General features: G+C 66.0%; 25 protein-coding genes and 1 riboswitch. Of the genes, 3 read left to right on the top strand and 22 right to left on the bottom strand.

The window, feature by feature from the left end:
* Nucleotides 1–15 precede the first annotated feature (15 nt).
* Nucleotides 16–729: an SDR family oxidoreductase gene (locus OK015_RS15340; protein WP_268124090.1), complete on the top strand. Its 714-nt coding sequence runs from the start codon at nt 16–18 to the stop codon at nt 727–729.
* A gap of 58 nt (nt 730–787) precedes the next feature.
* Here OK015_RS15340 and OK015_RS15335 read toward each other — a convergent pair whose 3' ends face one another.
* The 13 genes from OK015_RS15335 to OK015_RS15275 form a co-directional block, all read right to left on the bottom strand.
* Entirely contained in the window at nt 788–2,062 is a 1,275-nt protein-coding gene (locus OK015_RS15335) for an HNH endonuclease (RefSeq protein WP_268124088.1), read from the bottom strand.
* Between the two features lie 51 nt (nt 2,063–2,113).
* Nucleotides 2,114–4,939: an aminomethyl-transferring glycine dehydrogenase gene (gene gcvP / locus OK015_RS15330; protein ID WP_268124086.1), complete on the bottom strand. Its 2,826-nt coding sequence runs from the start codon at nt 4,937–4,939 to the stop codon at nt 2,114–2,116.
* 154 nt (nt 4,940–5,093) lie between these two features.
* Nucleotides 5,094–5,191, bottom strand: a riboswitch (glycine riboswitch).
* Nucleotides 5,192–5,253: 62 nt separating this feature from the next.
* Nucleotides 5,254–5,886: a MerR family transcriptional regulator gene (locus tag OK015_RS15325; protein WP_268124084.1), complete on the bottom strand. Its 633-nt coding sequence runs from the start codon at nt 5,884–5,886 to the stop codon at nt 5,254–5,256.
* 290 nt (nt 5,887–6,176) lie between these two features.
* A complete protein-coding gene (locus OK015_RS15320; RefSeq protein WP_036469133.1) occupies nt 6,177–6,671 on the bottom strand; it encodes a bifunctional nuclease family protein in 495 nt (164 codons plus the stop codon).
* 117 nt (nt 6,672–6,788) lie between these two features.
* Nucleotides 6,789–7,535 (bottom strand): transcriptional regulator FtsR, encoded by a 747-nt coding sequence (gene ftsR / locus OK015_RS15315; protein ID WP_268124077.1) that lies wholly within the window; start codon nt 7,533–7,535, stop codon nt 6,789–6,791.
* The gene (gene garA, locus OK015_RS15310) at nt 7,535–8,008 is read right to left on the bottom strand and encodes a glycogen accumulation regulator GarA (RefSeq protein ID WP_442791304.1); all 474 of its coding nucleotides are present in this window, start codon (nt 8,006–8,008) and stop codon (nt 7,535–7,537) included. The genes ftsR and garA overlap by 1 nt, the downstream gene beginning before the upstream one ends.
* Nucleotides 8,009–8,287: 279 nt before the next feature.
* A complete protein-coding gene (gene gcvH, locus OK015_RS15305; protein WP_268124073.1) occupies nt 8,288–8,686 on the bottom strand; it encodes a glycine cleavage system protein GcvH in 399 nt (132 codons plus the stop codon).
* A gap of 35 nt (nt 8,687–8,721) precedes the next feature.
* On the bottom strand, nt 8,722–9,597 hold the full coding sequence (locus tag OK015_RS15300) for a DUF881 domain-containing protein (protein WP_268124071.1): 876 nt from the start codon (nt 9,595–9,597) through the stop codon (nt 8,722–8,724).
* A gap of 94 nt (nt 9,598–9,691) precedes the next feature.
* Nucleotides 9,692–10,024, bottom strand: coding sequence for a small basic family protein (locus OK015_RS15295; RefSeq protein ID WP_036469126.1), 333 nt, complete (start codon nt 10,022–10,024; stop codon nt 9,692–9,694).
* Between the two features lie 58 nt (nt 10,025–10,082).
* Complete coding sequence (locus tag OK015_RS15290; RefSeq protein WP_268124064.1) at nt 10,083–11,006, bottom strand: DUF881 domain-containing protein; 924 nt, start codon at nt 11,004–11,006, stop codon at nt 10,083–10,085.
* Nucleotides 10,999–11,613, bottom strand: a complete 615-nt coding sequence (locus tag OK015_RS15285) for a CDP-alcohol phosphatidyltransferase family protein (protein ID WP_268124062.1) — start codon at nt 11,611–11,613, stop codon at nt 10,999–11,001. The genes OK015_RS15290 and OK015_RS15285 overlap by 8 nt, the downstream gene beginning before the upstream one ends.
* Nucleotides 11,614–11,677: 64 nt before the next feature.
* Nucleotides 11,678–14,032: an accessory Sec system translocase SecA2 gene (gene secA2 / locus OK015_RS15280; protein ID WP_268124060.1), complete on the bottom strand. Its 2,355-nt coding sequence runs from the start codon at nt 14,030–14,032 to the stop codon at nt 11,678–11,680.
* A 34-nt stretch (nt 14,033–14,066) separates the two neighbouring features.
* Nucleotides 14,067–15,710 (bottom strand): acetolactate synthase, encoded by a 1,644-nt coding sequence (locus OK015_RS15275; protein WP_268124058.1) that lies wholly within the window; start codon nt 15,708–15,710, stop codon nt 14,067–14,069.
* A gap of 93 nt (nt 15,711–15,803) precedes the next feature.
* Between OK015_RS15275 and OK015_RS15270 the strand changes: the two genes are divergently transcribed.
* The gene (locus OK015_RS15270; protein ID WP_268124056.1) at nt 15,804–17,723 is read left to right on the top strand and encodes an ABC transporter ATP-binding protein/permease; all 1,920 of its coding nucleotides are present in this window, start codon (nt 15,804–15,806) and stop codon (nt 17,721–17,723) included.
* Between the two features lie 43 nt (nt 17,724–17,766).
* On the opposite strand, the gene OK015_RS15265 is transcribed toward OK015_RS15270, so the two are convergent.
* From OK015_RS15265 to OK015_RS15255, 3 genes are all read right to left on the bottom strand, one after another.
* A complete protein-coding gene (locus tag OK015_RS15265; RefSeq protein ID WP_268124054.1) occupies nt 17,767–19,239 on the bottom strand; it encodes an FAD-binding protein in 1,473 nt (490 codons plus the stop codon).
* A gap of 82 nt (nt 19,240–19,321) precedes the next feature.
* Nucleotides 19,322–19,828, bottom strand: a complete 507-nt coding sequence (locus tag OK015_RS15260; protein WP_268124052.1) for a VOC family protein — start codon at nt 19,826–19,828, stop codon at nt 19,322–19,324.
* Nucleotides 19,829–19,955: 127 nt separating this feature from the next.
* Nucleotides 19,956–20,639, bottom strand: a complete 684-nt coding sequence (locus OK015_RS15255) for a TetR/AcrR family transcriptional regulator (RefSeq protein WP_268124050.1) — start codon at nt 20,637–20,639, stop codon at nt 19,956–19,958.
* Between the two features lie 120 nt (nt 20,640–20,759).
* Between OK015_RS15255 and OK015_RS15250 the strand changes: the two genes are divergently transcribed.
* Nucleotides 20,760–21,215, top strand: a complete 456-nt coding sequence (locus OK015_RS15250) for a nitroreductase/quinone reductase family protein (protein ID WP_268124048.1) — start codon at nt 20,760–20,762, stop codon at nt 21,213–21,215.
* Nucleotides 21,216–21,222: 7 nt separating this feature from the next.
* Here OK015_RS15250 and OK015_RS15245 read toward each other — a convergent pair whose 3' ends face one another.
* The 6 genes from OK015_RS15245 to OK015_RS15220 form a co-directional block, all read right to left on the bottom strand.
* A complete protein-coding gene (locus OK015_RS15245) occupies nt 21,223–21,900 on the bottom strand; it encodes an Rv1815 family serine proteinase (protein WP_268124046.1) in 678 nt (225 codons plus the stop codon).
* 104 nt (nt 21,901–22,004) lie between these two features.
* The gene (locus tag OK015_RS15240) at nt 22,005–22,946 is read right to left on the bottom strand and encodes a sterol desaturase family protein (RefSeq protein ID WP_268124044.1); all 942 of its coding nucleotides are present in this window, start codon (nt 22,944–22,946) and stop codon (nt 22,005–22,007) included.
* A gap of 94 nt (nt 22,947–23,040) precedes the next feature.
* Entirely contained in the window at nt 23,041–23,751 is a 711-nt protein-coding gene (locus OK015_RS15235) for an MgtC/SapB family protein (RefSeq protein ID WP_268124042.1), read from the bottom strand.
* 178 nt (nt 23,752–23,929) lie between these two features.
* Nucleotides 23,930–24,262, bottom strand: coding sequence for a DUF732 domain-containing protein (locus OK015_RS15230; protein WP_268124040.1), 333 nt, complete (start codon nt 24,260–24,262; stop codon nt 23,930–23,932).
* Between the two features lie 16 nt (nt 24,263–24,278).
* The gene (locus OK015_RS15225; protein ID WP_268124038.1) at nt 24,279–24,605 is read right to left on the bottom strand and encodes a DUF732 domain-containing protein; all 327 of its coding nucleotides are present in this window, start codon (nt 24,603–24,605) and stop codon (nt 24,279–24,281) included.
* Nucleotides 24,606–24,667: 62 nt separating this feature from the next.
* Nucleotides 24,668–26,059, bottom strand: coding sequence for a PPE family protein (locus OK015_RS15220; RefSeq protein ID WP_268124036.1), 1,392 nt, complete (start codon nt 26,057–26,059; stop codon nt 24,668–24,670).
* Nucleotides 26,060–26,126: the final 67 nt, after the last annotated feature.

Genomic DNA, 26,126 nt, shown 5'->3' with positions numbered 1-26,126 from the left:
GGATGAGGAGATGACGTGACGAAGCGGACGGCGCTGGTGACCGGCGCCAATGGAGGTATCGGGACGGCTGTTTGCGAGCAGTTGCGCGCGGCCGGGGTCGCGGTGCGCACGATGGATGTGACCGGTCCGGCCGACGTGGTCGTGGACTTGACCGCCGATTCGATTCCGGCAGAAGCGACACGAGACGTCGACATCTGCGTGTCCGTGGCGGGTGTCGTCGGCACCTTCGCACCAGCGCATTCGATGTCGGCGAAGAAGTGGTCACGCGATATCGACGTGAATCTCACCGGATCGTTTCGCGTCATCCAGGCTTGCCTGGCGGGAATGCGAGAACGACGCTTCGGCCGCATTATCGCGATCTCCAGCATGGCGGCTCAACTCGGGTCGCCGGGCAAGGTTGCCTACGCAGCGTCGAAAGCCGGCCTGTACGGGATGATACGAACGATCGCGATCGAGAACTGCTCGCTGGGTATCACCGCCAACTGCGTCCTGCCCGGCATGATCGCCAGCCCACCGGTATTGGCACTGCCCGACGCCGATCAAGAGCGCATCAGGGCCGCGGTGCCCAGCGGACGCTTCGGCCGTCCGGGAGAAGTCGCCGATCTGGTTGCCTTCCTCGCGCGCGATGCCTCCGGCTACATCACGGCGCAAGAGATCGGCATTGACGGTGGGCTGCAGCTGAACTCGCTCTATGTCGGCCCCACCCGGACTGGAGACGCCAATGGGTAGCGGCCGTGTGGTGACCGTGCGGCTATCGGATTATCACACCAGGTCCCGCATCGAAACCCTAGGCGGCATGCTTAGCGAGAGCGATACCGACTCGCACTTCGATTGCGCTGACTGTGACGGCGGGTGCCCGCGGCGGGGCCCCCGACCGGTAGGTGTGGCCCGTTGGTGTGGCAAATTCGGCTGCGTGGGTGTGGGTTTCGCCGATGCTGGTGATGACGCGCCACCCAACGGCCTCCTTGGTGTAGTTGCACTGCTCGCACAAGCCGAGACCGTTGGCCGCGGTGGTAGGTCCGCCTGCGGTCCACGGTTGCGCATGGTCGCGGTGTCGGATCGGCGCATCACAATAGGGTGTGCGACAACGTTGATCCCGCAACTCGATGAAGGTGGCCAAACCGCGCGGGAACAGGCGCACACGCGACTCCATCGCCACCATCGCCCCGGAATGGGGATGGGCGTAGAGCCTTCGCAGCGTCGCCCGCGACCGCCGGTCGGTGACGGCACGAGACACCATGGCACGGGCCACCGACGCCGGAATGGGGCCGTAGCCGCGGATATCGGCCGGTGCGCTGTCACCGCCCAGAAGTGTTTCATCCGAAAGAACCAGGTTGACCGCTATCGGAGTGGGGACCGCCGCGTCGCGCCCGGTCACCCGCTCGACGAGGGTGTCCGCCATCGTCTGTCCGCGTGACCGTCCGTCGCAACGAACGTCGGCCTCGCGCCGCAGTGCCGCGTACACCGAAACTCCCTGGGCTACGGGCAACAACGCGGTCAAATAGGTCATGGTGTCGGGCGCAGGCCGGATAGTCACCGTGCGTCCGTTCTCGGCCTTGGCCGCTCGTTCGACAACGGCTTGGGGGTCCAGGCGGTAGGCGACCGCCTTGGCGGCGCCGGCCACTCGCGCATCGCCCATTCCGTTGAGGCTGGCCGGGTTCGCGCACAACTCGGCATCCAACGTGCGACGGTCCTCGACGTCCAAGCACGCACTCTCGCGCACGATCAAGGTGGCCCGCCACTCCGACAGTGCACCGCATTCCAGCGCCGCGAGAGTATGCGGCATCTCGTGCACAAGGGCTTTAGCGAAGCCAAGATGCCGCCCGCCCCGGGCGGGCGAGTCCCGTCGTGCCAGTGCCACCTCGCTGGCCACACCGCGCCCGCGCTGAGCTGCGGGGACGCCGGCAGCTGCTTCGTCGGCTCGACGCGCCGCGTCCAAGGCGGCCGCCGCTCGAGCCTGGCCGGCCGCCGCCGCGGACTTGATCCGCTCCAGCTCAGCGATGTGCTCGATCAACGCCGATTCATCGGCCGCCGGATCGATTTCAACCAATCGCTCGAACATAGGTTCGATACTACAGCGCTCCACTGACATGGAGCCGCACATTTGACACCCCTATGCGTAAGACTCCACGGGTGGGCACGAGCACATGAGATTGCGGTCCCCGTAGGCGCCGTCGATACGACGCACGGGCGGCCACACCTTGGGCCGGAAGGCCTTGCCGAGCGGATAGGCGGCCTGCTCCCGCGTGTACGGGTGATCCCAGTCGTCAACCAACAGGCACTCGGCCGTATGCGGTGCCCCGCGCAGCGGATTGTCGTCGGCGGACCACTCCCCTGCGCCCACGCGATCGATCTCCCCGCGGATGGCGATCATGGCGTCGCAGAAAGCGTCGATCTCGTTGAGATTCTCGCTCTCGGTGGGCTCTACCATCAGCGTGCCGGCAACCGGGAAGCTCATGGTCGGCGCGTGGAACCCGTAGTCCGCCAACCGTTTTGCAACGTCGTCGACGGTCACGCCGGTCGATTTGGTGATACCGCGCAGGTCCAGGATGCATTCGTGCGCAACCATGCCGTTCTCGCCGGTGTACAACACGGGAAAGTACTCGTCGAGGCGGCGGGCGATGTAGTTGGCCGAAGCGATCGCGGTCAGCGACGCCGCCCGCAGCCCGTCGGCGCCCATCATCCTGATGTAGGCCCAGCTGATCGGCAGGATCGAGGCCGATCCGTAGGGCGCCGACGACACCGGGCGCCCCTCGGGCAGCTCGGGAGCATACGGATGACCCGGCAGGAACGGCGCCAGATGCGAGCGCGCCGCGACCGGCCCCACTCCGGGGCCACCGCCACCGTGCGGGATGCAGAACGTCTTGTGCAGGTTCAGATGGCTCACGTCGCCGCCGAACTCGCCCGGCCGGGCCAGACCCACCAGGGCGTTGAGATTGGCGCCGTCGACGTAGACCTGACCGCCGGCGTCGTGCACGGCCGCGCAGATCTCGGCGATGTCGTGTTCATACACCCCGTGCGTGGACGGGTAGGTGATCATCAGCGTCGACAGCCGATCGGCATGCTGACCGATCTTGGCACGCAGATCGTCGAGATTGACATCACCGTTGTCGTGACAGCCGACCACGACCACCCGCATTCCGGCCAGGGCGGCCGATGCCGCGTTGGTGCCGTGCGCGCTGGACGGAATCAGGCAGACGTCGCGGTGCGGCTCGCCGCGGCTGGCGTGATAGTCATGGATCGCCAGCAGGCCGGCGTACTCGCCTTGCGATCCGGCGTTCGGTTGTAGCGACACCGCGTCATAGCCGGTGATGTGCACCAGCCAGGTCTCCAGATCGCTGATCAGGCGGCGCAGCCCCGGGGTGTCAGTCGCCGGAGCGAACGGGTGCAGCCGGGAGAACTCCGGCCAGGTGATCGACTCCATCTCGGCGGCGGCGTTGAGCTTCATCGTGCATGAGCCGAGCGGAATCATGCTGCGGTCCAAGGCAATATCCTTGTCCGCCAGGGCACGCAGGTAGCGCATCATCGCCGTCTCGGTGTGATACTGCGTGAAGGCGGGGTGGGTGAGGAATTCCGATGTGCGCGTGGCGATATCGGTGCTGGAAGGCTCGGCTGCAGACACCCCGAAGGCGTCCAGCACCATGGCGACATGGAAGTCGGTGGTGACCTCGTCGCAGGCCACCGACACATGGTCGGCGTCGACGCGCCAGAGGTTCAGCCCCCTGGCCTTGGCCTTGGCCAGCACTTCGTCCGCACGCCCCGGCACTCGCGCGAGCACCGTGTCGAAGTACGTATCGTGCACCAGCGCCTCGCCCAGCGCGGCGGCGATGGACTGGGCGCGGCCATGTACCCGACGGGCGATGGCGGTCAGTCCGTCGGGACCGTGGTAGCTCGCGTACATCGCTGCCATCACCGCCAGCAGTACCTGCGCGGTACAGATGTTGCTGGTCGCCTTGTCGCGGCGGATGTGCTGCTCGCGGGTCTGCAACGCCAGCCGGTAGGCGGGTGAGCCGTCGGTGTCGACCGAGACGCCGACCAGCCGGCCCGGCAGCTGACGGGCGTGCGCGGCGTGTACCGCCAGGTACCCCGCATGTGGACCGCCGAAGCCCATTGGCACACCGAATCTTTGGGTGCTGCCGAACGCGACGTCGGCATCGATATCGCCGGGCGGAGTGACCAACGTGCACGCCAGCAGGTCGGCACCGATCGCGACGAGTGCGCCCCGCTGGTGGACCTCGGCGATCAGCGCGGACCAATCCGTGATCCGGCCGCTGGCTCCGGGCAGTTGCGCGATAACCCCGAAGAAGTCGCCGTCCGGCAGGCCGTCACGCAGATCGGCGGTGACGATCTCGATGCCCAACGGTTGTGCGCGAGTGGCGAGTACGGCAGCGGTCTGCGCGAACACGTCGGTGTCGACCGCCAGCCGGTTGCCCTTACCCCGTGCCGCCCGGTGCATGAGCGTCATCGCCTCGGCCGCCGCGGTGCCTTCGTCGAGCATCGACGCGTTGGCGATCTCGAGCCCGGTCAGATCGGTGACCATCGTCTGGAAGTTCAGCAGCGCTTCCAGCCGGCCCTGGCTGATCTCGGGCTGATACGGCGTGTAGGCGGTGTACCAGGCGGGGTTTTCCATGATGTTGCGCACCAACACCGGTGGAGTGAGGGTGTCGTAGTAGCCCTGTCCGATCATCGACACCGCCACCGTGTTGCTGTTGGCCAGCGTGCGTAGTTCGGAGAGCGCCTCGGCCTCGGTGGCGGCCGCCGGCAGTGCGCTCAGGCCCGGTGCGAAACCGCTGTCGGTGAGTTCGTCGAGGATGTCCGCCGGGACGGCTTTGGATGCCAGCTGGTCGAGCGAGGCGACACCGATCACTTCGAGCATGGCTGCGACGGATTGGTTGTCCGGGCCGATATGCCTGGCGGCGAAGGTTGATTGGTCCAGCATGGGCACTCCTGACATCGACAGAGGGACTCTCGGCCCTCTCCCTCTGTCCCTACCCAGTGATGGGCGCCTGAGAGATTCGGCGCATAGTCCCCCCAAGCGCCTTTCCCCATCGGCGGGTGCCACTTGACGCGGCACCGCTTTCCAGAGGCATCTTCACCTTCGCGCGGTCCGGTTGCCTGAGAGGTTGACGGAGAGGTGCTGCTCCTTCGGCGTCCATGGCTGGCGGCCACAGAACTCTCCCGCGCGGGCGTGATGCAACGGTTAGTTTACCCGTGAGTAGAACCGCGGTGAACGAATTGACGAAACCGGCACGTCTAGCCGATCTTGCGGTCGCGATGCTTGCGCCGGGAGGCCAGTTCGTCCTCCGGCGCCGCGATCGACTCGCCGCCATCGGCGCGCTCACCTGGGAAGTCCGCGATAACGCCGGTCAGCTCCCGCATGGCGCCCGACACGGCGATGCCGAACACGCCCTGGCCGCCCTGCAGCAGGTCAACGACCTCTTCGGCCGACGTGCACTCGTAGACGGTGGTGCCGTCCGAGAACAAGGTGATGTTGGCCAGATCCTCGACGCCGCGCTGGCGCAGATGGTCGACCGCGACGCGGATGTTGTGCAGCGAGATACCGGTGTCCAGCAGCCGCTTGACGATTTTGAGAACGAGGATGTCCTTGAAGGAGTACAACCGCTGGCTGCCGGATCCGGCCGCACTGCGAATCGACGGGACTACCAACGACGTGCGCGCCCAGTAGTCCAGCTGCCGGTAAGTGATTCCGGCGATCTGGCAGGCACTCGGCCCGCGGTAGCCGACCAGCTCGTCAGGCACCGAATCGTCGGGAAACAGCCCGGGTTGCACCGGTCCGCTGGCGACGGTGACGCTCGGTTCACCGTTGGTCGCCGCGTCCGCCTGGTCAGCCAGGTCCAGCTGTTCTTGACGTGGCCGGTCGCTCACAGTGGTTCCTCTCGCCGATCGCGCTCTTGTCACTAGCTGCGTCCACTGGCTGCCTGCACAGCCACTTTTGGCTCAGGACCGAGTGTTAGAGAGCTTACGCTGTTCGATCGCTGCCGTGCCTTAACTTGTCCTCAAAGTATGGCCGCCATAACGGCGAGGGGCGTGCTATCCATCAGGCGTGTCGACATCACAGTGTCAGATGAGACGGATCCGTGATGTCGGTGTCCACCCTAACGTCCGCGTCCGCAACCACGCTGACCCGCCAGTCTCGTGACGCGCAAGCGCCCGGCTCAGGTGGCCTTGAAGTCGTCGGGTGACACGCTGTCGAGAAACTCCTTAAATTTCTCCACCTCGTCCTCCCGAACGGCGGTGTTGGACTCCTCGTCGCTCTCGTCGGGGATCAACAGACCCGCCTGGGCGAGAACGGCTTCCTCGACGTAGATCGGGACCCCGACGCGCAACGCGATCGCCACCGAGTCCGAAGGGCGTGCCGACACGGTGATGTTGCGGTCGAAGACGAGGTCGGCGTAGAAAGTGCCTTCCTGCAGATCGACGATCCGGACCTCTTTGAGTGAATGCCCAAGCGCTGCAATGAGATCCCGAATCAGATCATGAGTCAGCGGGCGGGGTGGCTCGACGCCTTGTTGTTCGAGCGCGATGGCGGCTGCTTCGGACTGTCCAATCCAAATCGGCAGGTAGCGGTCACCGTTGGCTTCACGCAACAACAGCACCGGCTGGTTCTGCGGCTGCTCGACGCGAATGCCGACAACACGTACTTCACCCATTTGTGTCTGCCCTCCGCACATGCCGCCGTGTCCGACTTTCACTCGGCGCGACGACCCGGTGGAGCACCGTTCCTCTCCGTGCCGTCCAACGCCAAGCTGTTGAGGGAAGTCTAGTCCTCAGCGTCGCAGAACGTCGCGAACGGCGGACTTGATCAGCGACGTGTGCAAAGTAATTGCGAGTGCGGCAACCTCGCGCGCCAGTTCATCGGCGCGGTCGCGCGCACCGGCCTTGTCGGCCTTGACTAATGGCCCGGCGATTTGGGCGATCAGATCGGATTGCCGGTCGGCAGCCGAGCGGAAGGCACGCAGATGCCGTGGCTCGACGCCGTAGTCGGACAGCGCTCGCGCACACTGCAGGATCACGACGGTGTGCTCGTCGAAGAATCCGCCCGGGCCGGTGGTGATCACCCCGGCTTTGAGCAGCGCGGTCAGCAGGTCCTCGTCCACTCCCGACCGTTCCAGCAGGTCTTCTCGACTCAACCGGACGCGGGTGGGTGCCACCGCGGCCGCGTCGGATCCGGTGTCGGGGGCGACGTCGCCGTCGGTCACCGAGACCAATCGCGGTACGCCGTAAGGCGATCCGAACGGCGGGAGTTCGCCGTCGGGTTGGGCATCCAGCTGGGCCCGGATGACCTTCAGCGGTAGGTAGTGATCGCGCTGCGCGGTGAGAATGAAGCGCAGTCGCGCGCAGTCGTAGGCGGTGAATCTGCGGTATCCCGACGCGGCACGCCGCGGCGTCACCAGTCCTTCAGCTTCCAAGAAGCGAATCTTGGAAATCGTGACATCGGGGAAATCCGGCCTCAACAGGTCTAAGACCGCCCCAATCGACATCCCGGCCAGGGCCGAGCTATCGGGTGCGCTCACTAGCCTCCAGATCCTCCGTCGTCGTCACCTTTGGGTCCGGTCAGGAACACCAAGCGGAACTTGCCGATCTGCACTTCGTCACCGTTCGCCAACACCGCCGAATCCACCGGCTCGCGATTGACGTAGGTCCCGTTGAGGCTACCCACATCAACCACGTGGAATTCGTTGTTTTCCAACCTGAATTCGGCGTGGCGGCGGCTCACCGTGACGTCATCGAGGAAGATGTCGCTGTCGGGATGCCGGCCGGCGGAGGTGGTGGCCTGGTCGAGCAGGAAGCGCGATCCGGCGTTGGGCCCGCGTTTGACGACCAGCAACGCCGAGCCCGCCGGAAGTCCTTCAACTCCGGACACCGTGCTCTCGCCGCCCGATTGCGGGGGCGCGTCCAGTTCGTTGAGGAAGTCGGCGCGAAAGACCGACGTCGTCTCCGCGGTGACTTCGTCAGAAGTCTGGTCTTCCTGTCGTCCTGAGTCCATGTCCGTCACCCGCTGCTCCTCACTGGCCGCTGTGGCGTTGTCTGACCGGGCCGTTCGGCCGGCTTCCCACTAGGTTTCCGCAACCCTGTACTGCCGATTGCATGCCTTCTAACACTGTTGTGTCGACCGTACCGCGCGGTGGTTCCGAATGCGCTAACCACCGGCAGGATCGAAAGCCGATCATTCGGCCGACCCCCTCCCCCGGCGCGCCCCTAACCGCGGGCCCGTGATGGCCCACTTTGCGGCCGCGCGCACGGCTGGCAGGGACATTAGCAACCGTCACTCGGTCAGTGTGCCGCGGTAGGCCTCGGCATCAAGCAGCCCGGAAATCGCGGACTCCAACTCCGAGCCGTCCGAGACCTGGATATCCACCAGCCAACCGGCACCGTACGGATCGGAGTTGACCAGTTGCGGGCTGCCTTCCAGATCGCCGTTGACGGCAGTCACGGTGCCGGACAGCGGCGCGTACAGGTCCGACACGGATTTCGTCGATTCCACTTCACCGAAGGATTCGCCCGCGCGCACCTCGGCGCCTACGTCGGGCAGCTGGACGAAAACGACGTCGCCCAGTGCCGATTGCGCGAAGTCGGTGATCCCGACCCGCACAGTGTCGTCACCGCTTTGGCGAACCCATTCATGTTCGGCGGTGTAGTGCAGGTCGGACGGGATATCGCTCACGGTAATCCTGTTCTGGTCTTCCAATAGGGACGTGCTCACTTGACGGGCTGAGCGTATTGGTGCGGTTTTGGTTGTCGCAAGGTGGTCACGTCGAGGCGGTCGCTCTGCTGCACGGACATCTTTCCGCCGACCCGCTTGATGCTGTCTTCCGCACCGCCGGGAATGTTCATCGCGGCGGCCATCGTGGGCGGATCGCCAATCGCCACAATCGAATACGGCGGCGTTAGCGCCTTGCTGTCGATGGTCAGCGAACCGGGGGTACCGACCACCCAGGTGTCGACGCCCACCCGTACGGACTGGTGCCCGCCGTTGACCTCGATCGCCTCGGCTCCGGCGGCCCGCAGCTCGTTGATCACGTCGAGCATCACCTCGGGTGACACCCCCGGGCCCGCGTCGTCGATGGTGACGGTGACGCCGGGCCCGGTAGCGCCCACCGCGCCGACCAGGATGGACAACGCGGCCAGCCGGGCCTGCGCGCTTTCGATCGCGGCCTGGTCGGTATTGCCGGACGCCTGCAGCGAATTCAGGGTGTTCTGCAGCTCGTTGACTTCGCCGTTCAGCGTGCCCTCGCGTTGCCGCAGCGAATCCAGCAGCACCAGCAGGTCTGCGGGACGCGCCGTGTCCAGGGAATCACCGGACCGCGTCTGGCGCACCTGGGTGACGATGGCGACGCCCAGGAGCAGACAGAGCAGGACCGCCAAGGTTCCGAACACAAGCCGGGACCGACCGCTGCGCAGCATCCCGGACAACCCGGTCCGGCCTACGGGGCCGATCTCGGGGCGCGGACTGTGTGCCGGCAATTCGTGACGGCCACGCTGCTCGGCATCGGCGGCGTCAGTGTCGGCGTCGTCGGGCCGGGTTGGCGCGTCACGACTTTCGTCGCCCACGGCGCCGGGCTGATCCTGGCTCACGTTGACCTCATCTCGGTCACAGCGCCGCTTCTCTCCCCGCAAGCGGGAGGTGCCCCCACATCGCTTTTCCTCTCTGCATCGTCACCGGCGCCCGTCACGCCCCGAAGAGCCGGCGCCGCAGCGCGGCGGCGTTGCCGAAGATCCGGATACCCAACACGACGATGATGGCCGTGGACAATTGCGTGCCGACACCCAACTGGTCGCCGACGTAGACGATCAGCGCCGCCACAAAGACGTTGAAGACGAACGAAATCACGAAGACCTTGGGGTCGAAGATTCGCTCGAGGTAGGCGCGCAGACCGCCGAAGACAGCGTCGAGCGCGGCGACCACCGCGATGGGCAGATACGGCTGAACGACCTCGGGCACGGCGGGATGGAAAACCAAGCCCAGCACGATGCCGACCACCAGCGCCGCGATACCGATCATGCGCGGATTCCCGTCCGCATCTCACCCATGGGGAGCTGTCGTGCGAGGACTTTTCTCACTAGGGCCCAATCTGTTTGGCGAACTTGACTTCCCGGACCGATCCGGCCGGCAGCGAGAGACCGTCGGAGACGTTCACCGTGATGCCGACACCGTAGGAGACCTCAAGCAGCCTAAGACGCTGCAAACCGGGGCTGTTCTCGAAGACGTCCCGCATCGCGTGCGGCGGCCCGATCGCGAGAATCGTATACGGGCTACTGGTGGGATTGTTGTCGACCAGGATCGCTCCTCCGGCCTGACGGATGGTCACATTGGGGCCGATCCGCACTCCGCCGACCGAAATCGCCTCGGCACCGCTGGCCCACAACGAGTTGACCACGAGCTGCAGATCGCGGTCGAGGATGATTTGCCGGCTCCCGTTCACCCGTTGCTTGGACACGTCGGAAAGATTCGGGCTCGCACCGGGATCTGTCACATTCACCGTCAGGCCGGGGCCGATGATCGCGGTGCTGGCCGCGGCCAGGCTGAGCCCGTCCAGGCGGGTCAGCAGCCGCTGGCCCTCCGCGTCGTCCGCCAGCGCGAGCCGCTGAACGTCATCGACTTGGCGCGACAGCGTGCTGCGCCGCTGAGCCAATTTCGTGGCGGCGTCTTCCGTCGACCGCACACTTCGCGCCAGCAGCTGTTGCGCCGTGTGCACACCGGGTTCCACCGAACGGGCTTGCGCGACCGCGGCGGCGAAGACCGTAGCGACCAGCATCGCCGCCAGGGCTTGCCAGAGCCAGCCGAATACGCGCGTGCGCCCATTCGGCGGGGTGGCCTCGGTGGCGCGGCGTTCGGCCGCCGCCGCGTAACCGGGATCCAGATGCTCGGACAGCAGCGCGCGCAGCAGCGACGGCACCGGGATCAGCGTCGGCCGCGCGGCGGCGTGCGCGCTACGGCCAGCGTTGGGGTCGTAGCCGCCGAGCAGGCGATCCCCTTCAGCCATGCTCACCCGCCCTGGGCGCCGCATGCTGCGTGACCTTAGGCATCCGGCGCATCACCAGGACCATCTGCACCGCATACAGGGCGAATGACCACAGGTAGGCGTACATACCCCAGATCAAAAAGCCCCAACCGCAGGCCCCGATCACCCGGCTCCACAACGCGTCCCATGTTCCCAGCAAAACGAGGGGAAAGCCGGACATCAAGGCGAACGTCGCGGCCTTACCGATGTAGGTCACCGGCAATGCCGACAACCCGCGGCTCCGTAGCAGCGGCAGCGTGGCGGCCAGCGCCACGTCGCGGGCGATCAGCGTGATCACGAACCACCACGGCACAATTCCGCTCAACGCCAGCACCAGGGGCACGGTCACCATGTAGAGGCGATCGACCGCAGGATCCAGCAGCACACCCAACCGCGACGACTGGTTCAGCGTGCGGGCAATCTTGCCGTCGGCCCAGTCGGAGGCACCGCTGAACATCAGGATCGCCACGGCCCAGCCGTTGGCGTGCGCGAACATCAGAACGTAGATGAATACCGGGATGAGCAGCAGGCGGATAGCGCTCAACAAGTTGGGCACTGTCAACACCCGGTCTGGCGGATCCGGCTCCATGAGCCGTGACATTAGCCCGGCGACGATCCGGTCCGCACTGCGGGACGAGCCGCGCGATTCGCTGCTAGCGGAATACTCCCGGCAGGCTCAACGTGGACAACGTGTCGTCGGACAGCGGGTTGTCGTTGACCATGTATGTCCACGTCGACGTCGGTCGTGCCAGCTTGGACAGGTCCAGGCCCGGCTCGCCCCCGCAAGCGGGAGGTGCCCCCACTTCGAGGACGTTCGCCGTTTCGAACGTCTGCTGAGCCGCCTCGATCGCGTCCGCGGCCAGCGACGCGAACGCGTCCACGGCCATCCGGTGGAATTCGTCCAGCGGGTTCTGCCGGCCCAGCGCGCGCAGGTGGATGCTCTCGCGGATGTCGGCCAAATAGGCCAGGTGATCGGCCCAGCCACGGTCGAGGTGAAACAGCATGATCTGCCGGCAGATCGTCTCGAGCCGTTCTTCGGAGATTCCCTCCGTCTCGGCCAGCTCCTCGTAGCGCTTGGGCGCCAGCTCGGCGAGCTCTTCGCGTGCAGTCGCGGTGCGCAGCAACGTGTTTCGGCGGTCGACGATGATGGCGCGCTGCTGGGCGATCAGCTGGTTGTAGCGCCAGGTGTTCGCATGCACATCCAGCAGCCGGCCTTCGGCGACGCGCTGCGCGTGATCGAGCAACCCGTTGGTCTTCGGGCTGAGGATCTTGCCGTTCTCGTCGGTCTGCTCCGGCAACTTGTTGCGGTCGAGGTTGGCCGCGACGACGTCGTCCTCCCAGCTCGAGAAGAACACCGACGAGCCCGGGTCGCCCTGACGTCCGGCCCGTCCGCGCAACTGATTGTCCAGACGCTCGGTGTGATGGCGGCCGGTACCCACCACGTGCAGCCCGCCCAATTCCGCGACCCTGTCGTGGTCGGCCTCGTCGGACCCGCCCAGGCGGATATCGGTGCCGCGCCCGGCCATTTGGGTGGACACCGTGACCACGCCGTACTTGCCGGCCTCGGCGATCACCTGGGCTTCCTCGGCGTCATTCTTGGCGTTGAGCACGACCGCCGCCACGCCGCGGCGCACCAGCCGCTCGTGCAGCTCCTCGGATTCGGCCACGTCGCGGGTGCCGACCAACACCGGTTGTCCGGTCGCGTGCACGTTGGCGATGTGCTCGACGATCGCGTCGTTCTTGGCCGCGGCGGTGACGTACACGCGGTCGGACTCGTCCTCGCGAATGTTGGGCTCGTTCGGCGGAATCGGTGACACGCCAAGCTTGTAGAACTGGCGCAGCTGCTCACCGGCGGCCAGCGCGGTGCCGGTCATTCCGCACACGGTCGTGTACCGGTTGATCAGCGCTTGCACCGTGATGGTGTCGAGCACCTCCCCCGTTTCGGTGGTCTCGATGCCTTCCTTCGCCTCGACGGCGGCCTGCAGGCCGTCCGGCCAGCGCTGCAGTTGCGCGATGCGGCCACGCGACGAGTTGATCAGGTGCACGGCGTCGTCGCGGACGATGTAATGGACGTCGCGGTGCAACAGCACGTGCGCGTGCAGCGCGACGTTCACCTCGGTGAGCGTGGTGGCGACGTGCTCCTCGGAATAGAGGTCGATGCCGCCGAGTGCTTTCTCGACCTTGCGGGCACCGGCATCGGTCAGGTGCACGTTGCGGCTGTCGGAGTCGGTGTCGTAGTCGGTGTCCGCGGCGAGCTCGCCGACGAGTTTGATGATCTCCAGCCGCGGTGTCTCCCGGTGCGTGGTGCCGGCCAGCACCAGCGGCACCAGCGCCTCGTCGACCAGCACGGAGTCGGCCTCATCGATAAGTGCCACATCGGGATTCGGCGATACCAGGTCGTGGACGTCGGTCACGAGCTGATCCCGCAAGACGTCGAAGCCGATTTCGTTGACCGAGGCGTAGGTGACGTCGCAGTCGTAGGCGGCGCGCCGCTCCTCGCTGGTCGACTCCCCCGTGATCCAGCCGACCGTCAACCCCATGGCCTCCAGCAGCGGACCCATCCATTCCGCGTCGCGGCGGGCCAGGTAGTCGTTGATCGTGACCACGTGCACGTGCCGGCCGGCGATGGCGTATCCGGCGGCCGCGATCGCACCCGCCAGTGTCTTGCCCTCACCGGTCGCCATCTCGATCACGTCGCCGTCGAGCATGCGCAGCGCGCCTAACAACTGAACGTCGAACGGCCGCAACCCCGTTGACCGCTCGGCGGCTTCCCGGGCGATCGCCAGGAATTGTGAGATGTCCTCGGATTCCGCGAGGGCGTCGAGGTTGAGCAACCCGGCCGCCTTGCGCAGTTGCTCGTCCTTCAGGGCGGCGGCCTTCTGGTCGAATTCGGACGAGTCGTCGACTTGCGAGAGGGAGCGGGTGCGGTTCTTTTCCGTACTTGCGCCGAGCAGTCGCCAAAATCTGCTGCTCAGGCGGCCCGGTTGGCTGCGGGTGGTCTTTGACACAGGTCAACGGTACGCGGTGAGCAGCGCGGACCCTTTAGGCCAGGTTCGATCGGCGGGGATAGGCGATGCTCGGATCGGTGAGCACGTTGACGACCGCGGGCAGGCCGCTGGCGAACGCGCGCTCCAGCGCGGGCCGCAGCTCGACGGGCGCCGACACCAGCTCGCCGTGGCCACCAAGCGCGCGGACGACCTCGTCGTAGCGAGTGCCCGGACGCAGCTCCGCCACCACCGAATAGCCGTAGATCGCCTCCATCGGATGCTTTTCCAGCGCCCAGATTCCGTTATTACCGATCACCGAGACGACCGGCACTTGGTGGCGCACCAGGGTGTCCCATTCCATGCCGCTGAAGCCGAACGCGCCGTCGCCTTGCAGCAGGACGACCTGCCGGTCCGGGTGGGCCAGTTTCGCCGCCAGCGCGTAGCCGGGACCGGAGCCAAGACAGCCGAACGGGCCACTGTCCAGCCAGCACCCCGGCTGGTAGCTGTCGATCACCCGGCCCGCGTAGGAACCGAAATCGCCGGCGTCGATGACCACGATCGCGTCGCGGTCCAGCATCGGCGCCAGTTCGGCGTACACCCGCATCGGGTGCAACGGGATTCGGTCGTCACCCAGATCGGCTGTTTCCTGGGCGCGGGCGGCGGTCTCGGTCGCGCGCAACGCGTCGACCCAGTCCCGATGATCGGCGCCGCTCGGCCCGGTCAGCGCCGAAAGAATGGCCGTCAGGTCGCCGTAGAGACCCGCGGCGATCGGCCGTGGATGTTCCCGGGCGGGTTCGACCCGATCCGCCACGACGAGCTGGGTTTGCGGCCCGAACACCTTGCCGAAGCCGAGCCGAAAATCCATCGGCACCCCGACGACAAGCGCCACATCCGCCTCGCCCAGCGCCTTTGCCCGCGCCCGGGAGAACGCCAACGGGTGATCGGCAGGCACGACACCGCGGGCCATGCCGTTCATCAGCACCGGGATCCGTCGCCCCTCGGCGAGCCGCAGCAGCGCCGCCTCGGCATGTCCCCACCAGACGTTGGTGCCCGCCATGATCACCGGACGCTGCGCACCCGCCAGCAGGCTGGTGGCGCGATCCAGAGCTTCGCCATCGGGAGCCGGCGCCGGGCGCAGCGCGCCGAGCGCGCCGGGACGCCCGTCGTCCTCGGAGACGGCGAACACGTGATCCATCGGAAAGTCGACGAATCCCACGCCCGAGGGCGCGCCGACCGCGGCTCGCAATGCCTCGTCGACAAGCCGGCCGGCGTCCTCGGCGGATGCGGCGGTGGCCGCGAACCGAGCCAGTGGAGCCACGAACGGCACGTGGTCGATCTCCTGCAGCGAACCCATGCCCCAGCGTTGCGCGGGCGCCCGCCCTCCGAGCACCACCAGCGGTGACTGGTTTTGCTGCGCAGCCGCCATCGCGCTCATTCCGTTGGTGACCCCGGGTCCCGCGGTCAGCGCGGCCACGCCCGGCACCCTGGTCACCTTCGACCAGCCCTCGGCGGCGAACGCCGCCGTCTGCTCGTGGCGGGTGTCGATGAGCCGAATGCCCTCGTCGCGGCAGCCGTCGTAGATGGAGAACAGGTGGCCGCCCGACAAGGTGAAGACGGTGTCGACACCGCTGGCCCGCAGGCGCCGGGCGACGAGTCGGCCGGCATGGACGATCTGGCTGGACGGAGCGTCGATGCTCATCCTGGCAGCCTATCCGCCGTTCTCGGGTACCTTCGCGGGGAAGCATTCGCCACGAGGCTGTTCAGAAGCCTCGATAGCAAGGAGACGTCGAACTTGGGTCCCACGCTATTCAAGCCATCCATCGACTGGTCGTCGGCACTTGTGGAATCGCTGCAGTGGGTCGCCATCGCCTGGGCGGTCGGTGCGGTTTGTCTGATCGTCGTGCTGACCGCATTCAGGTATTTCACGCCCTGGGGCCGGCAGTTCTGGCGGATCACCCGCGGGTATTTCGTCGGGCCGGCCAGCGTCAAGGTGTGGCTGCTGCTTGGGGTGCTGCTGCTGTCGGTGCTCCTTGCCGTGCGGCTGACCGTGCTGCTCAGTTACCAGGGCAACGATCTGTACACGTCGGTGCAGATCGCGGTACAGGGGACGGCCGCGGGCGACGACACCGTCAAACAGTCTGGAATTCACGGCTTTTACATGTCGCTGCTGATTTTCAGCGTGCTGGCCACGCTCTACGTCATTCGATTCATGCTCGACATCTACATCACCCAGCGGTTCATGATCGCGTGGCGCATGTGGCTGACCGCACACCTGACCGACGACTGGCTGGACGGCAAGGCCTATTACCGGGATCTGTTCATCGACAACACCATTGACAACCCCGACCAGCGTATCCAGCAGGACATCGACATCTTCACCGCCAACGCGGGTGGAACCCCGAACAACCCGTCCAACGGGACGGGCGGCACGCTGCTGTTCGGGGCCGTCAACGCGGTGGCTTCGGTGATCTCGTTCGCCGCCATCCTGTGGAACCTGTCCGGGGACCTGACCCTGTTCGGTGTCACGCTGCCGCGGGCCATGTTCTGGACGGTGCTGGTCTATGTGGTGATCGCGACCGTCGTCGCGATTTGGCTTGGGCGTCCGCTGATTTGGCTTAGCTTCAACAACGAGAAGCTCAACGCCGCCTTCCGCTATGCCCTGGTGCGGCTGCGCGACGCCGCGGAGGCGGTCGGCTTCTACCGCGGCGAGCGGGTCGAGCGGGCGCAACTGTGGCGGCGCTTCACGCCGATCATCGACAACTACCGCAAGTTCGTCCGCCGAACCATCATCTTCAACGGCTGGAACTGGTCGGTGTCGCAAGCGATTGTCCCGCTGCCGTGGATCATCCAGGCGCCGCGGTTGTTCTCGGGCAAAATCAACTTCGGCGATGTCGGCCAGACGGCAACGGCGTTCGGCAATATTCATGACTCGCTGTCGTTCTTCCGGAACAACTACGACGCGTTCGCCTCGTTCCGGGCGGCCATCATCCGGTTGCACGGATTGGTCGACGCCAACGCCCAGGGCCGTGCGCTGCCCTCGGTGCTGGTCAAGCCGAGCCAAGACAAGGCGGTCGAGTTGGCCGGTATCGAGGTGCGCACGCCGGCCGGCGATCAGCTGATCGACGCGCTCGACATCGAACTGGACAGCGGCGACACGCTGGTGATCACCGGGCGTTCGGGTGCCGGCAAGACCACGCTGCTGCGCAGCCTGGCCGAATTGTGGCCGTACGCGTCCGGGACGCTTTGCCGCCCGGACGGCGACAACGCGACGATGTTCCTGTCCCAGCTGCCGTATGTGCCGCTGGGCAGTCTGCGCGGCGTGGTCTGCTACCCGAATTCGACGGACGCCATCTCCGACGGCGAGTTGCATGACGTGCTGACCAAGGTGGCTCTGGCCCCGCTGATCCCACGGATCGACGAAGAGCAGGACTGGGCCAAGGTGCTCTCTCCGGGTGAGCAGCAGCGCGTCGCCTTCGCCCGGGTGCTGCTCACCAAACCGCGGGCGGTCTTCCTTGACGAATCCACCTCCGCGCTCGACGAGGGACTGGAATTCGCGCTCTACCAGCTGCTGCGCAGCGAACTACCGGAGTGCGTCGTGGTCAGCGTCAGCCATCGCCACACCGTCGAGCAGCATCACAAACAAGAGCTGCAATTGCTCGGCGGCGGCCAATGGCGGCTCGGACCGGTTGCCCCGGAGCCCGCGAAGGTCTAACGCTGCTGGGCCGCGTGCGTTCCGGCGCTGTGCGCCTACGCGCCTACGCGCCCCCGGCCCCCTGGGCCGCGTGCGTTCCGGCGCGGCGGCCGAAGAACGAGCCCTCGCCCAGCTGCGTCCCGCTGGCGTAGCCTTTGCCGTCCTGGGCGATATTGGACGCGCACGCCCCGACCGCGTACAGACCGGACACCACGGTGCCGTCTTCGCGCAGCACCTGACCATCCAGGGACGTGGCCAGCCCGCCGACGGTGAATCCGGCGTACATCGCCTTGCCCAGCGACATGTCGAACGCACCCCATGGGCCTTTGTCTTGCGCCGCAAGGAATTCCGGCTGCTTGTGGAAGTCGGGGTCCTCGCCGCGCGCGGCGTAGGTGTTGTAGCGGTCCAGCGTCGCGACCAGGTTGCCCTCCGGAATACCAAGTGCGGCTTCCATTTCGGGGACGGTTTCCCAGCCGTCAATGAGTGGCACCAGCGGCATCGTCGGGTGCTGCAGGTGCGCCTCGTCGACGATCAAGAATGCCGCGCTGTCCGGCTGATCCATGATGAACCCGGACGTGCGGGAGTGATAGCAGTCCTCGGTGACGAACCGCTGCCCCAGCTTGTTCACGATGATCCCGGTCAGCAGGATCGACGGCGGGTACGGCGGAGCGGTGATGAAGATCTGATCCATATGCTGGGTGGCGCCCCCGGCCGATACCCCCATCCGGATGCCGAGGCCGTCGTCGTAGGTATTACCGAGCACGAACGGCTTCTCGGCCAGTTTCGGGGTGTACTTGGCTACCATCTCCGGGTTCATCACGAATCCCCCGGCGGCAATGATCACCGACTTTGCTTTGATCGCACCGGTTTCGGTGAACTGCTTCCACATCACGCCGGTCACTTGAGTTTCTGGGCCGGAATCATCCACGATCAGTTCGGTGGCGCCGGTCTCGTAACGGATTTGCACGCCCAGGCTGGCGGCCCGCTTGAGCAGCAGGTCGATCACCATGCTGGCGCCGCCGGTGTCGCCGGGCACCGGCACCTTATGGCCGCGCGGCGCCGGCACCGCCTTCTCCAGGAATGGCCACACCTTTTCGTTGCCGGTGAACATCAATCCCTCGGTGTTGGGCTGAATCACCGCTTTGCCCGGGAAGTAGCTGCGCTCGAATTGGAAGCCCAGATCTTCGAGCCAATCGAAATGCTCGACGCTGCCCTCGCAGTAGGCACGAATCTTGTCGTGATCCGGCTGGCGAGACACCGCGACCAGATACTTGTACATCTCCTCGGGCGAGTCGTCGTGGCCGGTGGCCTGCTGGACCGCGGTGCCGCCGCCCAGGTAGAAGTGGCCGCCGGCAAGCGACGTCGTTCCGCCCGCCACGGCGGCGCGCTCGAGGACCAGCACCCGCGCGCCGGCAGCGGCCGCACTCACCGCCGCGCAGCCACCGCCGATCCCGAAACCGATCACGAGCACGTCGACGTCGTCCGACCAGGACGTCACTGTGTCTGCGTTGACCGTTGCTGGTATTTCGGTGCTCATTGGCGCCACTCCTCCTCGTCGCTACGTCCCGCTCGCCGCGGCGCGGCTGGGGGTGCCCCCACTGCGTCGTCGCAGGCGCGGCTCACCCTTGCTCCTGTTTGATGTAGTCGTAAAACGCCCTCATCTTCGGCGAGATGTACGCGTATTCCACAAACGGCACTCCCGCCTGCGGCGCCGACACATAGGCGAACTGACCGCCTAAGCCGCCCGGCATCACGCCCTGCTGCACCACGGTGGCGCCGCGGTTGGCGGCGTCGGCCAGCGTGGCTTCGAATTGTTCGGGGCTGTCGGCCTCCATGCAGATGTGGTGCAAACCCGGGGCTGAGTCACGCAGGAATTCACTATAGATGTTCTCCCCACTGACCGGTTCGATCAGCTCCAGCTGCATATCGCCGAGATAGCTCAGTGAGATGCTGGCGACGAAATCCGCGGGGTTGCCACGGTAGCTGCAGATGTCCGGAGCAAAGTGCACGTCGGGTATGCGCACCCACTTCCGGACGCCTAATAGGCCGGTGAGAGCCATTTCGGTGGCATCCAGACTCTGGGTAACCCACGCGATCTGTGTCGGTGACTGAACGGGAAGCGTCATTGTCTGGCAGGATAACCCAGGCTGTCGGCCCCAGAAAGGCCCAGCAAGTCTTTGCCATAATCCGGCGCCCGGTGTCCCGAATCTTCGGGTGAACACGTTCTAATTCGGGCGCCGCCGACTCGGCGGATCAGTGCTGAGCCAACATGTCCACCAGCAGCCCAAGCTGGGTGTTGAAGACCGCCTCCGGATCGGTCAGGGTGTCGGCGCCGTACTGTCCGAACACCTCGAGGTTGATGGCGCCCAGCACCCCCGCCCAGAACAAAAAGCACTTCGCGATGACAGCGTCGTCGCCGGGAAAGCTGAATTCTTGCCGAATCCGGTCGAAGTCGGACGACAGCGGTTGTGGGACAACGGTATTGGTCAGCCTGATGTCGCCAGTGGTGATCCCCGCGGCGATGGCATCGAAGATGGCTCCGACCACACGGGTGCCGACTCCGACGGTGCGCTCGGCAGGAGCGTGATAGCCGGGAACCGGGCTGCCGTACAGCAGGGCCCACTGCGCGGGATGATCGACGGCCCACCTTCGCGCTGCCCGAGCGATGGCGACGACGTCGTCACTCCACAGTTCGTCGGCGGTGTCGCGGGCCCGGTCGACCGCGTTGGCCAGATCGGTGTAGGCGTCGATCAGCAGCAGGGTGAGCAATTCGTCGCGGCTGGACACATACCGGTACACGGCCGAGGAGACCATGCCGAGGTCGCGTGCGATCGCACGCAGCGACAACCCGGCCGCGCCGCGATCGACCAGGTGGCGACGGCCCAGCTCGACGATGCGTGTCTCGATCTGTTCCCGCGATTCCTGGCGTTTGCCCACGTGATCAGTCTGGCATAACCGAGATCACCGCTCTTGCTTTTCGGTAGGTGTTGTGGCACTGTCACCACGATAGAGAGCACTGCTCTCACGATTACCGAAGCCCGGCCGAGAGGATCCACCATGTCCACGCGTTACGAAGAACCCAACCGGGCCGTCCGGGCCGGTAACGCCGTCATTCGCTGGCTCGCCGAGTCGGGGGTCAGCATCGCCGGGACCCGGGCGCTGCGGGTCCGCGGGCGCAAGACGGGAAAGCCGCGTGCGGTGGTGATCAACCTGCTGACGATCGACGGCGTCGACTATCTCGTCTCACCGCGAGGAAACACCCAGTGGGCGCGCAACGTCCGGGCGGCGGGCGTCGTGGAACTGGGACCCCGCTGGCGTCGGCGGCAGGTCCAGGCCACGGAGGTCGCCGACGCGGCCAAACCCGAGTTGTTGAAGCGCTACCTCGACAGGTGGTACTGGCAGGTCAAAGGCTATGTCGCCGGGTTGACACCGGAGTCCACCGACGAGCAATTCCGTGCCGGCGCCCCGTCGATACCGGTGTTTGTGCTCGGCGTGGCGGGCGGCTCGCAGTGACGCGGGGCTAGCCGCCGTTGGCCTGCCCCGCCATGTCCTGGTGGACCTCCTCGGAGGTGGTTCGCCACGACACGGCCGCGGGAAAGTCGCCCCACATGCTGTTGAAGATCCCGACGATTTGTCCGGGACCGCCGCCGGCCAGGTACACCGGTCCGCCCGAGTCGCCCGGGTGGCTCTGGACGCCGTGGGACATGGTGAACCAGCCGTTGTTCACTGCCTCGACGGTCCCGCAGGTTTCCCCGGTGGATACGCCGAAGTGGCAGACCGCCTGCCCGGGGGTAAGCGCCACGTTCGGGCTCGACACCAGCGGACGTCCGCCCGGCAGGATGTTGTTGGTCGGGATATCGGCGTCCAGTGCGATCACTTCGTAGTCGCTGATCGCCTGGTCGATTGCCACCGTCGAGCCGCTGGGCGTGTCGTCGCGGAAGGTCGCGAGATGGCCGATGGGGTTGCGGTTCTTGTCGGTGACGGTAGTGCCGGTGCTGCGACAGTGTCCCGCGGTGTAAGCGATTTTCTGGGACTGGTCGACGTAGCCGAGCGTGCACAGCCGGTTGTCCTGCAGGATCTCCATGCCCGGGAAGACCACCACCGGGTCGGCGTGGGCCGTCGCGGCCGGCAGACCAGGGGTAAAGGCCAGGGCGGCAACCGCTGCGGCCACTACGCGAAGTGCGATGCGATACACCACGGACGAACTCCGTTCCGTCGAGGTCGGCGCGCCTACCGACCACAAACTGAGATTACGTCGTTACTGTTTCGACATCGACCTATTCGCGCTAGCCGGGGCCAGCGTTACATCGACGTCGCCAGCCGAACGGAGTCGTCGGGTTGACCAGCCGGGCGTGGAGTCCAGCCCGGCGGTCCGAAAACGTAGCCCAGCCGGTCCCGAAGCCGGCTGGCCGACCGCCAGTCGCGCGCAATCGCGACGTATTCGCGAGTCTGCAGTTTCCAGATGTTGAAGGTGTCCACTTGCTTGGTGAGGCCGTAGTGCGGACGGAACAGCTCCGACTGGAAACTGCCGAACAAGCGGTCCCAAACGATGAAGATGCCGCCGTAGTTCTTGTCGAGATACACCTGGTCCATGCCGTGGTGCACTCGATGGTGTGACGGCGTGTTGAAGACGAATTCGATCGGTCGCGGCAGCTTGTCGATCCGCTCGGTGTGCACCCAGTACTGGTAGATCAAGTTCAGCGAGAAGGCGAAGAACACCATCCACGGCGGAATCCCCAACAGCGGCAACGGGATCCACATCAAGATCTCGCCACTGTTGTTCCACTTCTGGCGCAGCGCGGTCGCGAAGTTGAAGTATTGGCTCGAGTGATGCGCCTGGTGGGTGGCCCAGACCAACCGTACCCGGTGGGCGATGCGGTGGTAGGCGTAGTACAGCAGGTCGACGCCGACGATCGCGATGACCCAGGTGTACCACTGGTCTACCCGCAGGTGCCACGGCGCCAGGTAGGCATAAATCGCCGCATACCCGAGCAGCGCCAGGGTCTTCCAGCCTGCGGTAGTGGCGATCGACACCAGCCCCATCGACATGCTCGCCCAAGAATCACGGGTCAGATAGGCGCCCGACGCCGGTCGGGGATCGACGGTGGCGATCTCAAGCCGTTCCAGCTTGCGTGCCGCAGTCCATTCGAGAATCAGCAACAGCAGGAAAAACGGAATGGCGAACAGCACCGGGTCCCGCATTTGCGGGGGTAGTACGGCTAAAAACCCAGTGACGGCACCCACACAGACAGGTTACGGCCTGGGGTTGACCGGCGACCGTACCGACCTGCTGGCCGCGGCCGCACCGGAGTTACCGTCCCGGTCGTAGCCGGTCTCGTCAGTCGGACTGAGCTTCGTCGCCGGCATACCACTGCACCGCGCGAACTCCGGGTTGCAGCGACAGCTCGGCCACCAATCGCTCCAACTTGGCGGGTGTATGGCCATCCACGAGAAGGTGTGCCGTCAAGGTGATCTCGTCGTCGGCGGCCTGCCCGGTGTGGATGCCGCGCAGCGTGAGATCGTTGCTGCGGGCGTGCTGGACCAATTGGGCGCGGGCGTACTTCGCGGATTTCGGGCGACAGATTGCCTGCACCAGAAAAGGTTGCCGACCTTCGTCTTCTTCGGTGTCGTTGTCGTGGTCGATCACCCGCCCCAGCGGGCGGCCCACCAAGTGGATGGTGAGGACGGTAAGGGTGGCGATCAAAGTGAACACGAGGTGCCCGGAGGCGGCCAGCACGCCGATGGCCGCGGAGCACCACAGGGTGGCGGCGGTGTTGAGGCCCCGGACGTTGACGCCCTCGCGCAGGATCACCCCGCCGCCGAGGAATCCGATGCCCGACACCACATAGGACGCAACTCTGGTGGGGCTGCTGTCCTGGGTGGCAACCGCATACAGCACGAACAACGTCGCACCCGCGGCGACCAGTGCATTCGTGCGCAGACCGGCCCGGCGCGCTCGCCATTGCCGCTCCATGCCGATCAGTGCGCCGCAGCCCACCCCGACGGCCAGCCGGAGCGCGAAATCGGCGACGCTCAACGTCTGCGTCATACCCGCACTCCTTCCCCCGACGACGCGGCCGCGCAGTCCCCCCGACCGGACGCGATGGGCACTGACCAGCCCCGGCCAGGTAACCACGCCCAGATGAACGCCAGCTAAATCCCGGCCAATCCGGTTCCCCGGCAGTCATTCCCGTGACACCTTCGCGCTGCCGGGTGGCCGGCCGTCGCTACCGTGCTGAGGCGGGCTTGCCGGCGAGTTGCTGCGGACAGTAATACTTCGCCGAGATCCCCACGAACAGGGTTGCGTGATCCGTGGTCATGCCGGGGTTGTTGCGCTGCAGGTCGTGCACCAGCTCCGAGCCGGATTTGCCCGCTCCGATCAAGCCGCACACCGCCTTTCCGAATGCGACGGCCTGAGCCGGGTCGGTGTAGGTGATGCCCGCGCCGCGCACCGTCGCGAGGAAGCCGGTGTCGTCGGAACTGCCGTCCGGATCGCCGTGAGCGGGCGCCGCCAGGCCGATCATCGCGGACACACCGAGTAGCGCTAGCAGCGGTCGCATTGGAATCGACTCTCGATCAAGCCTTCGAAAGTTGGTGTGGGCAGTAGAATTTCGCGGAGATCAAGGCGAAGTTGGATGCCATCTCCATGTCCATTCCGGGGTTGCGGCTTTTCACGTCGTGGAGTAGTTCCAAGTTGTCTTCGCCGTTGTTCAGGCAGGTGCACACCGCTCGTCCTGCCGAGACGGCAGCACCCTCGCTGGAAAAGCTGAACCCGGCTTGGCGCAGTGCGGCAAGGAAGCCCGCGTCGTCGCCGTCCGGTTCCGGAATGGGGTCGGCGTACGCCGGTGCCGCAAAGCCGATCAAGGCGGCGACGCCAAGTGCCGTCAGTAGTTTTTTCATCACCGATCACCCTCTCATTGCGAGGAAGCCTTTACTTGTTCGTTCGTGACCAAAGGCCTTGGCCCCTATCCTAATTGCGCTTCTCCGGACGGGATGACCTTGGACTTGCCCTTTTTCAGGTGCACCGCGTGGATGCCGGGTTTCTTGGCCAGTTGCTCGAGCAACGCATCGAGACCCTCTTGATCGACGTTGTGGTGCTGCACGGTTTCGGGTTTCTCCGATATCTGTGCGACAAGACGTTTCAGCTGTTCGGGCGAGTTCTTGTCCTTGAGGTCTTTGATCGGGGTCATCCGATTGCGGATGCCGGCACGGACCACGGTGGGTCCTCCGGCACCCATGGCGCTGCCCAGCATCCCCGCCATCCCCATCGAACTGAACAGGCTTCCCTCGCCGAGCGCCGCCGCGGGAATGGCCTCGGGCCCGGCGGCCGTCAAGGCGGCAGCCACCGTCCTGATCGCCGGGGTCGCCGAGGCCCAGCTGGGCGGGACCGTCAACGATCCGACCAGGGTTCCGCGCGCGAAACCGGCCGTCGGGCTGATCGCGTCGAACAGCGTGCCGCGGGAAAAGCCCAACGCGCCCAGACCGGCGCCCAGCGCGTCCTTCGGGAGCGCACCATAGGCCACCGGTGGTGCGAACTTGAGCCACTGCGACACCGGAAAGTTGATCAGCAACCCGATGTCGTTGTACTGCGTGGTCAGGCCCAGCGGAACCTTCAAAGCGTTGTAAAAACTCGTGTAAAAGTTCGCCCCGCCCGGCACGGTGTTCAGCAGGTTGGTCCAGAAGTTCTGGTAGTCGGTGGCCAACTGGGCGAGCCACCCCAGCGCCCCGGGGGGTGTGGTGGCCGCGGCCGCCGCGGTCGTTGCCGCCGATCCGGCCGTGGTGCTAGACGACGTGGAGAGCGCGGCCGCCTGCATCTCCGGGCCCGCCTCGTTGGTGGTCCTCGGGGCTGGGCTGAACTCCGTCAACTTGTTCGAGGCAGTAGCCGAGGAAGCGAAGTAGGTGTCCATCGCCTCGCCGTCCTGGGCCCACATTTCGCCGTACTGGGCTTCGGTGGCCGCGATCTCCCCGGTGTTCTGACCGAAAAGGTTGGTCGCCATCAACTGCGCGAGCAGTTCGCGGTTGGCGGCGATCAACGGCGGCGGCACGTGCGCGGCGAACGCCGCCTCATACGCGGCGGCCGCCTCGGTCGCTTGCACCGCGGTTTGGGCGGCCTGGGCCGCGGTCTGCTGCATCCACGCCACGTAAGGCGCGGCCGCGGCCGCCATGGCAAGCGACGACGGACCGACCCATGGCCCGGTCGTCAGATTCGAAACCACCGACGAATACGAGGTAGCGATGGACTGCAATTCGGCGGCCAGGTTCTCCCAAGCCGTCGCCGCTGTCACCAACGACTCCGCTCCCGGACCGGCATACATGCGGCCCGAGTTGAACTCCGGTGGAAAGGCTCCGTAAAACATGTCGTTACCCCTTTACCTGGTGGCCGACGCCGGGCTGGACGGTGCTGGATTGCTGGGCGTGGTATTC

The sequence above is a fragment of the Mycobacterium sp. Aquia_216 genome, from assembly GCF_026723865.1.
Lineage (GTDB): Bacteria > Actinomycetota > Actinomycetes > Mycobacteriales > Mycobacteriaceae > Mycobacterium.
Note: the sequence above shows the minus strand (reverse complement) of the source record. Positions and strands in the feature narration are given on the sequence as shown.

Coding starts and splice junctions, on each gene's coding strand:
- OK015_RS15335 (WP_268124088.1), bottom strand. CDS start 2,062: ATGTTCGAGCGATTGGTTGAAATCGATCCGGCGGCCGATGAATCGGCG.
- gcvP (WP_268124086.1), bottom strand. CDS start 4,939: ATGCTGGACCAATCAACCTTCGCCGCCAGGCATATCGGCCCGGACAAC.
- OK015_RS15320 (WP_036469133.1), bottom strand. CDS start 6,671: ATGGGTGAAGTACGTGTTGTCGGCATTCGCGTCGAGCAGCCGCAGAAC.
- garA (WP_442791304.1), bottom strand. CDS start 8,008: ATGGACTCAGGACGACAGGAAGACCAGACTTCTGACGAAGTCACCGCG.
- OK015_RS15295 (WP_036469126.1), bottom strand. CDS start 10,024: ATGATCGGTATCGCGGCGCTGGTGGTCGGCATCGTGCTGGGCTTGGTT.
- OK015_RS15290 (WP_268124064.1), bottom strand. CDS start 11,006: ATGGCTGAAGGGGATCGCCTGCTCGGCGGCTACGACCCCAACGCTGGC.
- OK015_RS15285 (WP_268124062.1), bottom strand. CDS start 11,613: ATGGAGCCGGATCCGCCAGACCGGGTGTTGACAGTGCCCAACTTGTTG.
- OK015_RS15275 (WP_268124058.1), bottom strand. CDS start 15,710: ATGAGCATCGACGCTCCGTCCAGCCAGATCGTCCATGCCGGCCGACTC.
- OK015_RS15265 (WP_268124054.1), bottom strand. CDS start 19,239: ATGAGCACCGAAATACCAGCAACGGTCAACGCAGACACAGTGACGTCC.
- OK015_RS15260 (WP_268124052.1), bottom strand. CDS start 19,828: ATGACGCTTCCCGTTCAGTCACCGACACAGATCGCGTGGGTTACCCAG.
- OK015_RS15250 (WP_268124048.1), top strand. CDS start 20,760: ATGTCCACGCGTTACGAAGAACCCAACCGGGCCGTCCGGGCCGGTAAC.
- OK015_RS15235 (WP_268124042.1), bottom strand. CDS start 23,751: ATGACGCAGACGTTGAGCGTCGCCGATTTCGCGCTCCGGCTGGCCGTC.
- OK015_RS15230 (WP_268124040.1), bottom strand. CDS start 24,262: ATGCGACCGCTGCTAGCGCTACTCGGTGTGTCCGCGATGATCGGCCTG.
- OK015_RS15220 (WP_268124036.1), bottom strand. CDS start 26,059: ATGTTTTACGGAGCCTTTCCACCGGAGTTCAACTCGGGCCGCATGTAT.